The sequence below is a fragment of the Streptomyces chiangmaiensis genome (genome assembly GCF_036281785.1).
GTDB lineage: Bacteria > Actinomycetota > Actinomycetes > Streptomycetales > Streptomycetaceae > Streptomyces > Streptomyces chiangmaiensis.
Map to the genome: position 1 here is coordinate 1 of NZ_JAYWVC010000213.1, position 13,260 is coordinate 13,260.

General features: G+C 69.9%; 12 protein-coding genes. 4 read left to right on the plus strand and 8 right to left on the minus strand.

Annotated elements, in window-relative coordinates:
* The 3 genes from VXC91_RS36210 to VXC91_RS36220 all read right to left on the minus strand — a co-directional run.
* Positions 1-1,356, minus strand: a 1,356-nt coding sequence (locus VXC91_RS36210) for a GAF domain-containing protein (RefSeq protein ID WP_329511595.1), incomplete at its 3' end; no start/stop codon positions are given.
* Between the two features lie 759 nt (positions 1,357-2,115).
* On the minus strand, positions 2,116-2,412 hold the full coding sequence (locus VXC91_RS36215) for a WhiB family transcriptional regulator (protein WP_408057559.1): 297 nt from the start codon (positions 2,410-2,412) through the stop codon (positions 2,116-2,118).
* A gap of 439 nt (positions 2,413-2,851) precedes the next feature.
* Positions 2,852-3,367 (minus strand): hypothetical protein, encoded by a 516-nt coding sequence (locus VXC91_RS36220; RefSeq protein WP_329511597.1) that lies wholly within the window; start codon positions 3,365-3,367, stop codon positions 2,852-2,854.
* A 134-nt stretch (positions 3,368-3,501) separates the two neighbouring features.
* On the opposite strand from VXC91_RS36220, the gene VXC91_RS36225 reads away from it, so the two are divergent.
* The 3 genes from VXC91_RS36225 (at position 3,502) to VXC91_RS36235 (ending at position 4,846) form a co-directional block, all read left to right on the plus strand.
* Entirely contained in the window at positions 3,502-3,795 is a 294-nt protein-coding gene (locus VXC91_RS36225) for a hypothetical protein (protein WP_329511598.1), read from the plus strand.
* 172 nt (positions 3,796-3,967) lie between these two features.
* The gene (locus tag VXC91_RS36230) at positions 3,968-4,309 is read left to right on the plus strand and encodes an ArsR/SmtB family transcription factor (RefSeq protein WP_329511599.1); all 342 of its coding nucleotides are present in this window, start codon (positions 3,968-3,970) and stop codon (positions 4,307-4,309) included.
* A 6-nt stretch (positions 4,310-4,315) separates the two neighbouring features.
* Positions 4,316-4,846 carry an SRPBCC family protein gene (locus tag VXC91_RS36235; RefSeq protein ID WP_329511600.1) on the plus strand — a complete coding sequence of 177 codons (531 nt, stop codon included), beginning with the start codon at positions 4,316-4,318 and terminating at the stop codon, positions 4,844-4,846.
* Positions 4,847-4,850: 4 nt separating this feature from the next.
* On the opposite strand, the gene VXC91_RS36240 is transcribed toward VXC91_RS36235, so the two are convergent.
* The 5 genes from VXC91_RS36240 to VXC91_RS36260 form a co-directional block, all read right to left on the minus strand.
* On the minus strand, positions 4,851-7,667 hold the full coding sequence (locus tag VXC91_RS36240; RefSeq protein ID WP_329511601.1) for an NHLP bacteriocin export ABC transporter permease/ATPase subunit: 2,817 nt from the start codon (positions 7,665-7,667) through the stop codon (positions 4,851-4,853).
* A 1-nt stretch (position 7,668) separates the two neighbouring features.
* Positions 7,669-9,903, minus strand: coding sequence for an NHLP family bacteriocin export ABC transporter peptidase/permease/ATPase subunit (locus tag VXC91_RS36245; RefSeq protein ID WP_329511602.1), 2,235 nt, complete (start codon positions 9,901-9,903; stop codon positions 7,669-7,671).
* Positions 9,900-10,706: an HlyD family efflux transporter periplasmic adaptor subunit gene (locus tag VXC91_RS36250; protein WP_329511603.1), complete on the minus strand. Its 807-nt coding sequence runs from the start codon at positions 10,704-10,706 to the stop codon at positions 9,900-9,902. The genes VXC91_RS36245 and VXC91_RS36250 overlap by 4 nt, the downstream gene beginning before the upstream one ends.
* Before the next feature lie 91 nt (positions 10,707-10,797).
* Complete coding sequence (locus VXC91_RS36255; RefSeq protein WP_329511604.1) at positions 10,798-11,013, minus strand: type A2 lantipeptide; 216 nt, start codon at positions 11,011-11,013, stop codon at positions 10,798-10,800.
* 490 nt (positions 11,014-11,503) lie between these two features.
* On the minus strand, positions 11,504-11,911 hold the full coding sequence (locus VXC91_RS36260) for a PaaI family thioesterase (protein WP_329511605.1): 408 nt from the start codon (positions 11,909-11,911) through the stop codon (positions 11,504-11,506).
* A gap of 193 nt (positions 11,912-12,104) precedes the next feature.
* On the opposite strand from VXC91_RS36260, the gene VXC91_RS36265 reads away from it, so the two are divergent.
* Positions 12,105-13,260: S1 family peptidase (locus VXC91_RS36265; protein WP_329511606.1), on the plus strand; the 1,156-nt coding region annotated here is incomplete at its 3' end.

Consider the following 13,260-nt stretch of genomic DNA (forward strand, 5'->3'; position numbering starts at 1 on the left):
CTCCGCGGCCGGCCCGCCCGTCGCGTCGTGGGGCAGCAGGTGGCGCTGCAGGGCCAGGGCCGCGGAGCGTTCCCGCGCGTACTGGCGGGCGTTGTCCAGGGACAGCGCGGCCCGGCCGACGAGTTCCTCGGCCAGGAGCAGATCGTCCGCATCGAACGGCCTGGGGTCCTGCGTACGCGTGAACGCCGCCACGCCCAGTAGTGCACCCCGCGCATGGATCGGCACGATCATCAAGGAGTGCATCCCGGTCTCACGCATCCTCTTGGCGCGCATGGGGTCCCGGTCCAGCCATGCGGCGGACGTGGTGTCCACCACCGGGTACAGGCGCGATCCGCCGGACATGGCGGCGGTGTAGCACGACATCGGCGGGGCCGGAACCGGCTCTCCCCGGGCGAACAGGGACTCCGGCGCTCCCGGGTGGATCGAGGCCAGGCCCGCACGGCGGAAGACGGGGTCACGTCGCCTGTCCGGGCCGAGAAGGGTCCACGGCTCTTCGCCCAGCAGGACCGGGTCCGCCAGGTCGACGGTGGTGTAGTCCGTGAGGAACGGCACGGCGATGTCCGCCAGTTCCTGCCCGGTCCGCATGATGTTTAGGGAGGTTCCGATGCGCTTGCCGGCCTCGTCCAGGATCGCCCGACACTCGTGCGCACGGCCGTTGCCGGTGACGCCCGCATCGGCGGTGCACACGCCCAGCGCACGGCCCTGTGCGTCGTCGAGGCGGAGGAAGGAGGCTGTCGAGGTGGGCTCGTGGTGCGCACTCGCCCCCAGGAAACCCTGATGGTCCGCGTTGATCAGCAGGTCGCCGCTGTCCAGCAGCTGGTGTGTCACTGCCTCGAGCGATTCGGCCTCCGTGCCCTGGATGTCGTTCACCCAGATGCAACGCAGCCGGGTGTCGCGTATCTCGACGCCGATCGGCGGGCGGCGCGGAGGAGGAGGTGCAGCCGAGGGCCGCTCCGACGTGGTCGTCCCCTTCGCGCTCGAGGAGGGGATCAGGGCTTCGTCGGTCGCCGAGACGAGCCATTGGGCTCGGCCGTCCCGGCCGGCCAGCGACTGAGCGCACAGGCGCACGTCGATCCTGCGACCGTCGCGGTGACGGACCTGCGCGACGTCGGACCAGCGCCCCCGGAGACCGCTCTGCTCCCCAACCACCGAAGCCTTCGCCCGGGCGTCAGCAGTCGTCAGGAGGATGCCGGCGGACTGCCCGACCACCTCGGCTGCCGAGTACCCGACGAGCCGCTGGGCGGATTGCGACCATCCGACCACCCTTCCCTCCGCGTAGAGCAGAGCCATCGCCGCGCCCGGCTCGGCGACGGTCTTCTGCGCTTCGGTCCTTGCCGTTTGTGTGGAACTGCCCACGGTTCATTCCTTCTGTGTCCCCCTCGGTACGGTTCCCCAGTGCTCGGCCATGTGGTGTGTGCCGGTAGGTCCGGTCGGGGAGGGATCGAGCACCGCGGTCACGACGGGCCGGAGCCCTTGCACCGCGTCTCATCCGCGATTGCGACGCCGGCCTCGGGTCGTCGGACATGCCCGGTCGTTCGGACGCCGCTTCCGCCCGGACCGCCGGACTCAGGAGGCAGCAGCCGCACCACGCGGTTCGCCGGTCGCCCCTACGCCTGTTGCCGCAGAGGCGGTGGCCGGTCGTCGAGTGCGTCGTGGCTCGGGACCGGCCGGCGCGTCAATGCGGCCCATCCGCGACGCGTGGATCTTGACCAGGTCCAGCCCGGCGGGCTGGGGGGCCCTGGCCCGCCGCCGTGCCCAGACGGATCACGGCCTCGAAGGCCTCCGGGGCCGAGTCGCGCCCAGTCCGGACGCGGTGCCTGCTCCGGAAGGCGTTCCAGGTTCCCGGCTGTTTCGCTGGTGTTCATGACCGCAAGGCTATGCAGTCGGCTGCACCGGAGTGTGGTCCAATTTCATGACATATCCGCGGGACAATTCTGCGGGCTGGTCGTGCAGTGTCGGGTTCGAGTCGGGGCTGGGCCGCCCCGCATTCATGCCCCGCATGAGCATGAATCCTATGGACGATGAGACACGTGTGCGGCGGCGCCGGGTCTGTGTGAAGGTCCTGCTTCCACCGTGCCCTGGCGGCGACGGAGTGGGCATGCCGCAGGGACCAGGTCAGGCCGCGGCTTCCCTCGTCGCCGGGAGGTGCTCGGCGTCGCGCCGGAGCATCGCACGTCGCTCTCTCTCCGTGGTCCCGCCCCAGATCCCTTCCACACGGCTGCCCAGGGCCCAGTCCAGGCATTGCGCCCTGACGGAGCAGCGCAGGCACACGGCCTTCGCAGCGTCGATCTGTGCCGATCCCAGGCCGCTGCTGCTGATGGGGAAGAACAACTCAGGATCTTCCCCACGGCAAGCCGCGTCATCGCGCCAATTCATGAAAACCTCCCCATACGAACAGGCCGGCTGTGCCATGAACCCTGGTGGCGGAACCGGGCGCCGCGGTGGCCCTGTCCGGCCGGGGCGCGCTCGGCGTGGCGATCGAAGCCCTGCCGCCCGAAGAAAATCTTGAGGTTCCCGTAGAGGTGTGCAGCACAAGGAATCCGAGCAGGATGCAGCCGGGCGCGGCCATCACGGTCTTTTTCCCTATGGACCTGTCCCATGCGGTCCGACCTCCCGCGTGCCGCGGTTTCGAGCGGACGGTGAGTGCCATGTCTGGAATGCTACGAACGACGGAACGGTAACGTCCAAGACGCATATTCGAAGGCGATGATAGGGGTTATCTATGATCGCCATGAGGCGAGACTATGGCGAAGAAGTTCATTGCTTGCATCGCCGGCGGTCGGTCAGTCCCTTCCCTAGGGATAAGACGGCGCAGCAGGCTCGAATGTGACGTGCTGAACCGTGATATCCGTCACGATGTGTTCCACCCGTGCAGTTTGTCCGGGTTGAGGATGAGCCAGGCGTGGGTGATCCGGCGGCCCTGCGTATTCAGGCTGATCGCCGCAGGGACGTCGCGGCCGCACCTCACCACCGGTCCGGCCCGACCGTTCAAGCTCTCCTCGGCGAGGGTGACGTCGGCACTCGGAGTCGGCAACGTGGCACGACTTCGGGTCACGCCCGGTGCTCCGCTGACCGGAAGTTCCGGTGTCCGGATCTTCCCGTCCCCGGCGCAGCCGAAGAAATCGTAGGCGAGGTGAGGAAGATATATCCGCTCTTCGAGCAGATCGGATATGGGTGCGACGCTTGGGCGGTTGTTCACCTGTCTCCACTTTCTCTTGGTTTCCGTATTTCCATCGGCGACGCATGCCCAGAGGGTCTGCGCGGAGGTGAGCGAGAATTCCGGCCTGACAAAGCAGCCGAAAGCCGAACGCGCAGGACGTGTCCTTTGCGTATTCGGTACGACGAGGATGCCTCGAACGGCGTCCATGAACGGCAGCGCGGTGCTGCGGCGCGTCCGTAGGGAAAGACGAGTGGAAAAGGCGGCGGCTCCTGCCGCCGGTGGCCGTGCACGGCAGCATCTCGGCCGCGGCAATCCCGGTTTGCGGCATCACCCTGCAGAGGGTGTCCAATGCGCCGGCCCACGCGCTGTCGTACCGGGCCGAGCGCGTGTCCTGGGTGCAGGTGGACGATCTCAGGGGCGCGGACACGTTCGCCTACGACGGCGAGGTCCAGCCGGCCACCGATGCGCTGCGGCTGGAGAAGCGGCGCGACGCACTCGTCGTGTACCGGCCCGCCGTTCCAGGGGGCGAGATCGCCCAGCAGGCACGCCTCGCCGCCGCTGTCGCCCGTCACCGGAACAGCGAGAGGGGCTGCCGTCTTCCTGCGGACGGCGGCCCCTCGGCCTCTGCGGACTGATCACATGTGGACGACCAGGGCATTCTCGGACCCGGGCTGCCGCGTGCCACGGCGGTAGAGCAGGAACGCGAGGACCGCACCCACGGCGAACAGGCCCGCCGGTCACCAGACATCAGCGGTGCGCTTGAGTATTCCTTGACAGGAATATAACCGTGAGGGCATATTGACGACCGTGTCCGATGCCTCCTTGTGGAACGCACTCACCGACCCCCACCGACGGGCCATCGTCGCTCTGCTCCTGGAGCGGCCGCGGCCCGTCGGTGAGATCGTCGAGGCGTGCGGTCTGAGCCAGCCGAGCACGTCCAAGCACCTCAAGGTGCTGCGCGACGCGGGCCTGGTGCGCGTTCGACAGGACGCGCAGCGCCGGGTGTATGCGCTCGACCCGGCCCCGATCGCCGCGCTCGACGCCTGGCTCGCCCCCTACCGCACGCTCTGGAACAGCAGCCTGGACGAGCTGGGGCGGCGCCTCGACGAGACGTCGGACGACAACGACGACCCCTCAGCGAAGGACTGATCCGCCATGGCCGCCGAACTCACCGGCACCTACGTCACCCTCGACGACGGCCGCCCCGCCGTCCGCTTCAGCCGTGTCTACGACCACCCCATCGACCGTGTCTGGCGGTTCGTCACCGACCCCGACGAACTCGCCCAGTGGTTCCCCTCCCGCGCCGAGTTCGATCTGCGCCCCGGCGGCGCCGTCGCCTTCAGCGGGGACCCGAACATGCCCGAGTCGACGGGCACGGTGGTGGCGGTGGACGCGCCCCGGCACCTTTCCTTCGAGTGGGGCGGCGACGAACTGCGCTTCGACCTGGAGGCGGTCGAGGACAAGCGCACCCGCTTCACCCTCACCAACGTGCTGGGCCGGCGGAACACGGCCGCCCGCAACGGCGCCGGCTGGGAGGTGTGCCTCTCCGCCCTGGACGCCATGGCGCGCGGGGAGCGCTTCGAGGGCCCGCACGCCGGAGTCAGCAGCCCATGGAAGGAGTTCTACGAGGGCTATGTCGAGGCGGGGATCCCCTCGGGCGCGCCCATCCCGGGCGTCGACGCCTGACGGCTCACGCCATCTGACGGCGCACCAGTTCATGCAGCCGCCCCGACGTGTCCGCGAGCAGCTGCGCCGGCGGGCCCTGCTGGGCGACCCTGCCGTCCTCCATCACGATGACCCGGTCCGCGTCCAGCACCGTGGACAGACGGTGGGCGATCACGATGCGGGTGGCGTTCAGAGCGCGGGTGGACTCGATGACCTTGCGCTGGGTCTCGTTGTCCAACGCGCTCGTCGCCTCGTCGAAGAACAGGATGCGGGGCCGGCGGATCAGTGCCTGCGCGATCATCAGTCGCTGGCGCTGGCCGCCGGAGATCGCGCCGTTGCCCTGGACGATGGTGTGCAGCCCCATCGGCATCCGCTTGATGTCCTCGGCGAGGCCCGCCATCTCCGCGGCCGCCATCGCCTCCTCCGGCGTGTAGGGCTCGGTGCCGCAGATCACGTCCAGGATCGAACCGGTGAACGGCTGCGCGTGCTGGAGCACCACTCCGCACTGGCGACGCACCGCCGACTGGTCCAGCGCCGCGAGGTCCTGCCCGTCGTACAGCACGCTGCCCGAGACCGGCTTGTCGAAGCCGATCAACAGGCGCAGCAGCGTGGACTTGCCGCAGCCGCTCGGGCCCACGATCGCGACGAACTCACCCGGCCTCACCGAGAAGGAGACGTCGTCGAGGACGAGCGGGCCGTCGTCGGAGTACCGGAACGAGAGCCTGCGCGCCTCGACAGCGCCCGACAGCAGCCCGGGGCGTGTGCTCGCCGTGCGCACTTCCGGTGTGGCGTCGAGCACCGGTTTGATCTCCTCGAACAACGGCAGGGCAGCCACCACCGAGACGAATGCGCCGGTCAGCTGGGTGACCGAGGTCAGCAACATGGTCACCGAGGTGGTGAAGGTGAGGAAGCCGGCGGCCGACAGAGCTCCCTTGGCCGGGCCGGCGAGCAGCATGAACAGCAGCAGCGAGCACAACGGCAGATAGACGGCGCCCATCACGGTGGTGAGGTTCTTGATCCGGCCCACCTTCTGCTGCAGTTCGCGGCTGCGCGCGAACTCCCGCGCCCAGGCGGCGTACGCGTAGTTCTCGGCCGCCGCGACGCGGAGCTTCGGCAGGCCGCGCAGGGTCTGGAACGCCTGGTTGTTCAGCTTGTTGGTGAGCCGCACCAGCCGCCGCTGCCAGCGCACCTGCCACAGCCCGAGCCCCAGGAACACGGCTGTGATGACGACCAGCATGCCGATCGCGGCCAGGGCCATGGGCACGCTGTACCAGAACAGCAGCGCGAGGTTCATGGCGCCCACGGTCACCGACTGGGCGACCACTGGACCGACCCCCGCGAGCAGCCGGCGGATGGCGCTGATGCCCATCGCCGCGCTGGCCAGCTCACCGGTGGAGCGCTCGGTGAAGAACTTCGTCGGCAGCCGCAGCAGGCGGTCCCAGACCGCGGGTTGCAGCGTCGCCTCGATCCGGCCCTCCATGCGCAGAATGGTCAGGTTCTCCAGCAGCATGAACGCCGCCGCCACCACGGCGGTGACCATCAGGGCGAGGCAGACCTTGACGATCAGCCCCTCCTGCGCCCGCGGCACGAACTCGCCGAGCACCTTGCCGGTGGCGATGGGCACCAGCGCGCCGATGGCGACGGTGACCAGACCGCTGAGCAGGAGGGCCGACAGATCGCCCCGTGTGCCCCACACGCTGAAGCGCAGCAGCCGGAGCGGGTTCAGCCGCCGCTCGGGGAGCGGACGGTAGAACATCACGCCCCGCGGCTCGAACTCCGCCGCGTTCGCCTTCTCGATCGGTGTCTCGCGCCCGGACGACGGCTGGACGGCGACATAACCGCCGCGCCGCCACAGCAGTGCGACGGGCGCGCCGGACAGGGCCCGGTGACTTACCAGCGGACCGACGTCCTCGTGCCACCAGCGTCCGTCGAGCCGGATCGGACGGGTGCGGACACGGGAGGCCAGCGCGATGCGCTCGACGGGGTCGAGCCGGTCGCTCTCCGTGCCGCTCTGCGCGGGCTCGGCGAGCGTGATCCCGGCGGCGCGCGCCACCAGTCTGCAGGCCGCGTACGTGGCGTCGGCGTCGGCCGCCGTCGTGTTCTTCGCCGACGACTTGCCGATCGAGGCGAGCAGTGTCCGGTCGGCCTGAGCGCGCACCGCCTCGCCCGCCTTGATGCCCGCGGCCGTACGGCTCTCGTGGGTGCGCTCCAGTTGCTCGATCCACCGGTCGAGGGTGGCGAGGAGGCGGTACTGCTGGTCGACCATGCCCTGCCAGACGGCGGGGTCCATCAACAGGTCGGCCGCGGCCTCCGCCCCGTACACGGAGCCGTACTGGACGCTGCCGGGCGGGACCTGCATCCAGAACACGTCGTCGTCGGTGAAGTCGGCGGCCCGTTCGGTGGCCATCGGCGCCTGGAAGAGGATCGACAGGCTCCGGCCGACGCCCAGGGCCAGCGCGTACTCCAGCGGGCTCGTCGTCGGGGGCACGTACTGGGGGTTGCCGTACTCGTCGTACGACCACGTCTGGGTGTCGACGGGCTGGTACAGCTCGCGCAGTTGGATACGGCGAACCAGGCAGTCGCGCACGGGCCGGGCGACCAGGGTGTGCTGCGGGCCCGGGACCGGGCCCAGCAGCAAGGAGCCCGCCTCGAGACGGCCGAGGTGATGCCAGTGGCCCTGTACCGCCGCGTCCACGGCGAACAGGTCGAGCGCGCCGGAGGCGACCAGCCAGAGCACCTGGGGGCCCTCCAGGTCGAGACGGCCCATCCCGGAGCAGTCGACCGGGGCTCCCATCTGGCCGAGGGCATTGAGGACGAGGTCGCCCTCGTGAACCGCCGTCATCTCACCGCTCCCTGACCAGATCGGCGTAGGCCCCGCCGGACGCCACCAGGGCGTCGTGCCGCCCGCGTTCCACGATCGTGCCGTGCTGGAGCACGACGATCTCGTCGCTGTCGCGCACCGTGCTCAGCCGGTGCGCGATCACCACGCAGGCGCAGCCGCGCTTGCGCAGGTTGTCGATCACGATCTGCTCGGTCTCCGCGTCCAGGGCGCTGGTCACCTCGTCGAGCACCAGGATGCTGGGGTCGCGCACCAACGCCCGTGCGATCTCCAGTCGTTGGCGCTGGCCGCCGGAGAAGTTCCGCCCGTCCTGCTCGACCCGGCTGTGGATGCCGCCCGGGCGCCGCATGACGACGTCGTACAGGGCCGCGTCCCGCAGCGCGGAGATCACCGCGTCGTCCGGGATCGACGGGTCCCACAGCGCCACGTTGTCGCGGACCGTGCCCTCGAAGAGGAAGACGTCCTGGTCGACGAAGGAGACCGAGGCGGCGAGCGCGCCGCGCGGGATGTCCTCCAGGCGCTGCCCGTCGATGCGGATCTCGCCCTCCCACGGGGAGTACAGACCGGAGATCAGCCGGGACACCGTGGACTTGCCGCTGCCCGAGCCGCCGACCAGCGCCACCTGCTGGCCCGGCCCGACCGTCAGGCTGAAGCCGCTCAGCAACGGCTTGTCCAGCGGGCTGTAGCCGAACGTGATGTCGTCCAGCTCCACATGGCCGTGCAGCCGGCGGGTCGACTCCCCGGAGCCGGAGCGGCCGTAGAGCGGATCGGCCTGGAAGTTCTCCACGTCCTTCAGACGCGCCACGTCCGCCGCGAAGTCCTGGATGCGGCCCGCGACCCCGTTGAGGCGGGTGATCGGCGCGGTGAACCGGGTCACCAGGGCCTGGAAGGCCACCAGCAGGCCCACCGAGATATGGCCTTCGACCGCCCGCAGACCGCCGATCCACAGGATCAGCGCGCTGTTCAGCGTGGCGAGCGTCGGCGCCACCACTCCCAGCCAGGCGCTGGGCACGCCGAGCCGCTGCTGCTCCTCGAGTGTGGTGGCGTGCTGGCCGGCCCACTTGCGGAAGTATCCGTCCTCACCGCCCGTCGCCTTCATCGTCTCGATCAGCTGCAGACCGGTGTACGCGGTGTTGGTGAGCCGGGCGCTGTCCGCGCGCAGCTTCGCCGTGCGTGTCGCGCGCAGCCGTATGACGACCCGCATCGCCACCACGTTGAGCAGCGCCACACCGATGCCGACGAACGTCAGCTGGGGATCGTACGTGTACAGCAGCACCGCGTAGAGCACGACGACGACGGCGTCCACACCGGCCGCCGCGAGGTCGCGGGCCAGGGTCTCGGCGACCGCGTCGTTCGACTGGAGCCGTTGCACCAGGTCGGCGGGGCTGCGCTGGGCGAAGAACGTCACCGGCAGCCGCAGCAGATGCCGCAGGAAGCGGGCGCTGGAGAGCGTCGAGGAGATGATCCGCCCGCGCAGCAGGTTCGCCTGCTGCAGCCAGGTCAGCACGATGGTGAGCACCACGCACGCGGCCATCGACGTGAAGAGGACGCCCAGCAGCGAGGTCTGCCCGCCGATGAGGAACATGTCGATGTACGTGCGGCTGAGCGCGGGCAGCGCGGCACCGACCGCCACCAGGAGGAGGCTCGCCAGGACCGCGGCCGGCATCGTGCCCGAAGTGCCGCGCAGCCGTGCGGGCATGGCGCCCAGGATGCCGGGCCTGCGGCCGCCCTTGGTGAAGTCCTCACCCGGCTCCATGACCAGGACGACCCCGGTGAAGCTCGTGTCGAAGTCCTCCATCGGCACGAACCGGCGCCCCTTGCCGGGGTCGTTGATGTACACGCCCCGGCGGCCGAAGCGCCGGCCCATGCCGTCGTAGACGACGTAGTGGTTGAACTCCCAGAACAGGATCGCGGGCGCCTTGACCTCGGCGAGCGCGGCCGTGTCCATCTGCATGCCCTTGGCCGTCAGGCCGTAACCGCGCGCCGCCTTCAGCAGATTGCTGGCGCGCGAGCCGTCGCGGGAGACACCGCAGGCGATGCGCAGCTCCTCGAGCGGGATGTGCCGGCCGTAGTGACCGAGCACCATCGCCAAGGAGGCGGCGCCGCACTCGACGGCCTCCATCTGCAGCACGGTGGGCGTGCGCACGGTCTTCTGGCGGCCCTTGGGCACGGTGCGCTTCGGCGGCGCGGCACGGCGTCTGCCCCGTACCGGGGGCAATGTGTCCTGGGGAGCGGTCACGGCAGGAGCCAATCGACGGGACGCTGATCGGCCAGGCGGATCGAACCAGTGGCCAGGGTCATGGAGGTGAGGGCGAACGGCGGCCCGTCCGCCGAGGACCACGTGTAGCCGCTCTTCGTGCGCCTCGACGGGTCGAGGCGCACAAGGACGGCCACCGGTCGGCCCCTTTTGGTGAACTGCTCGCCCAGCTGGCTGTCCCCGAGGAACGCGGCGATCTGCTGCGCCGACTGGGCCGTGCGGTCCACGGACCGCACATGGCCACGCAGCACACCGTACGACTGGGCGGGCACCGACTGGACGGTGAGGTCGACGGAGGCGCCGGCGGGGATGGAGGCGGCGTTCTCGGCGGGGACATACACCGTCGCGTACAGGGGATCGGAGGCGTGCGCGACCTTCTCCACGGCGGCGACGTTGGTTCCGGTCTGGATGATCTGGCCGATGGTGGCGGCAAGTCCGGTGATGCGGCCGGCGGCGACCGTGCGCACCAGCGTGTCGCCCTGGCCCGTGCGTACCTGGAGGACCGGAGCGTCGGCCGGGAGCCTCTCGCCCTCCTTGGCCAGGACCGCGGTGACCTGCCCTGCCACGGGGCTCTGGAGGATGTAACTGCCTTCACCGTGTGTGAGGACGGCGGGTGCGCTGACCGTGGAGGGCACGGAACCGGTGACCGCCCACACGGACGCGGCGGCCATGGCGATCACCGTGACGCTCAGTACGAGCCAGCCCTGGGGGCGTGCGAAGCGCACCGGGAGATCCAGCTCTTCGGGCGACTGCAGCTTGGCGAGGGCCTGTTGGCGGAACTGCACGGAACTTCCCTCACCTGTCGGAGAGATTTACGGCATCCGAGAGTCCCGGAACCGGGATACGGTTCCGGGACTCCACGGCACACAAGTGCGATCAGAGGCCGGCGACCAGGCCGGTGACCGGGGCGGTGTTCAGGCCCGTGACACCCTCGACGGTGCCGACAGCCGTGCCGAGCAGGCCGGAAACCGGGGCGACGCTGTCCACCAGGCCGGTGACGGTGCCAACGGCGTTCAGCTGCAGACCACCGGACACGGCGTCGAGCTCGGCGTCCGAGATCTCGGCGGTCGCAACCTGGGGGGTGGAGTTCATGTGGGAACTTCCCTTCATATGGGTACTCATAAGGGGAGAGCGGCCGACCTCTGGGGACAGACGGACGGCCGCGGGTCCGCGGGGGCGTGGCACCCGTAGCCGGGCTCTTCGGCGGCCCCGCGGTGCAATGGATCAAAGCACGCCGGTGCACGCCGATTCCACTCAACCACCGCTCTCACCAGGGCAATTGGGGGCCCGCGTCGGCGATCCGTGCAGGCTTGCGCACGTCTTGGCGGCGACTTCTTCACATGCTGCGCGGCTTCACCGCAAGAAGGTCCCTTGTCGTCCCGGGACCGAATGGGACAGTCCGCTCCAATGGCGCGGCCCCCGGCGCGCGAGTGTGCAGATCCCTGGTGCGCGGTGACTTGCTTGCGCATTGACTGTGCAGATTCCCTGAAACTTGGATTCGGCCCAGCGTCGGAAACCCACGGTCATCGGCTGGTGGCGCCCCGTGTTCGGAGTGCGCCCGGGGCGATGACTGTCGGCGCACTCAGCCGAGCAGCGCGTACACCGTGCTCGCCCGCGCCGCGATCTCCTTCGAACCCTCCGCGGTCATGGTGATGTCGGCGAAGGCCATGCGGCGGCCGAGCTTGCCGAGGACCGCCTCGACCAGGACGTCCGCGTCCATGACCGCGCGCTGGAAACTGGTGGACTGCTGGACCGTGGTCATCGGCACGAAGCCGCCGCGCGCCGCCGACACGGCGATGACGGTCGCCGTGTCGGCCGCCGCCATCAGCGCCTGCCCCGAAATACCCCCGCCCTCCCGGGCGAGCCGGGTGGACCACGGCAGGCGCAGGACGGCCCGCCGGTCGTCCAGCTCCACGACCGTCAGGCCCAGTTCGAGCACCCAGGGGGCGAAGTTGTCGGAGAGGAGCTTGTCGGCCTCGGCTGGTGTCATGCGTGATTCCTTCCCGACGCTGCGCTCCGTCAGTCGCGTTCGCCACCCATTGCACGCTTTCGCATACGCCAACTCAGCCAGTTGCCAGGAGGGTTGAACGCCTGATGTGACGCGTGCGTATCAACTGGCATCCAGGCGCCCCAGTCAGCTGCCGGACGGCGGCTATGCACCCCCGTCCCCAGGAGGTCGAGAGTTGAGTCACAAACGCATACCCAAGCGCAGGGCCGCGATCGCTGCGGGCAGCGTGGCGGCGCTCGGAGCTGCGGCCCTTCTGCTGCCCAACGCCAACGCGTCCCAGACGGAACCGTCGGACAACGCCGCGCCGCGGACGTTCAAGGCGAAGGACGCATCGGGCCTCGCCGCACAGCTGGCCTCGCAGCTGGGTGATGCCTTCGCGGGCTCGTACTACAACGCGGACAAGCAGCAGATCGTCATCAACGTCGTCGGTAACGACAGCAACGTCGTCGACGCCGTCAAGAAGGCGGGCGCCGTCTCCAACCAGGTGCAGAACAGCACCGCCACGCTCCAGGCCGCCGCCAGGACGCTCAGGACCAAGGCGACCATCCCCGGCACGGCCTGGTCCGTCGACCCCAGGACCAACGAGATCCGGGTCACCGGCGACAGCACCGTCACCGGCGCGCGGTGGAACACCCTGGAGTCGACGGTGGAGGGCCTCGGCTCGGGTGTGGCCACCATCAAGAGGTCCGCAGGCACGTTCAAGACGTTCGTGTCGGGCGGCGGCGCCATCTTCGCCCAGGAGAACGGCGGCACCGTCCGCTGCTCCCTCGGCTTCAACGTCACCGCGAGCGACGGCAGCCCCGCCTTCCTGACCGCCGGACACTGCGGTGTCGCCGCCGCCCAGTGGTCGGACAGCGCCAACGGCGAGCCGATCGCCACGGTCGACCAGGCCACCTTCCCCGGCGACGGCGACTTCTCGCTCGTGAAGTACGACGACCCCGGCACCCAGGCGCCCAGCGAGGTCGATGTCGGCAACGGGCAGACGGTCCGGATCAACCAGGCCGCGGACGCCGCGGTGGGCCGGCAGGTCTTCCGGATGGGCAGCACCACCGGTCTGCACGACGGCACCGTCACCGGCCTCGACGCCACCGTGAACTACCCGGAGGGCACGGTGACCGGCCTCATCCAGACCGATGTCTGCGCCGAGCCGGGTGACAGCGGCGGCTCCCTGTTCACCCAGGACGGCAGCGCGGTGGGTCTGACCTCGGGCGGCAGCGGCGACTGCACCTCCGGCGGTGAGACCTTCTTCCAGCCGGTGACCACGGCGCTCCAGGCCACCGGCGCGACGCTCGGCTCGGGCGACCAGAGTGCCGATCCCGGCAACACCGCGA

Coding starts and splice junctions, on each gene's coding strand:
- VXC91_RS36235 (WP_329511600.1), top strand. CDS start 4,316: ATGGCCGCCGAACTCACCGGCACCTACGTCACCCTCGACGACGGCCGC.
- VXC91_RS36215 (WP_408057559.1), bottom strand. CDS start 2,412: ATGGCACAGCCGGCCTGTTCGTATGGGGAGGTTTTCATGAATTGGCGC.
- VXC91_RS36220 (WP_329511597.1), bottom strand. CDS start 3,367: ATGGACGCCGTTCGAGGCATCCTCGTCGTACCGAATACGCAAAGGACA.
- VXC91_RS36260 (WP_329511605.1), bottom strand. CDS start 11,911: ATGACACCAGCCGAGGCCGACAAGCTCCTCTCCGACAACTTCGCCCCC.
- VXC91_RS36255 (WP_329511604.1), bottom strand. CDS start 11,013: ATGAACTCCACCCCCCAGGTTGCGACCGCCGAGATCTCGGACGCCGAG.
- VXC91_RS36240 (WP_329511601.1), bottom strand. CDS start 7,667: ATGACGGCGGTTCACGAGGGCGACCTCGTCCTCAATGCCCTCGGCCAG.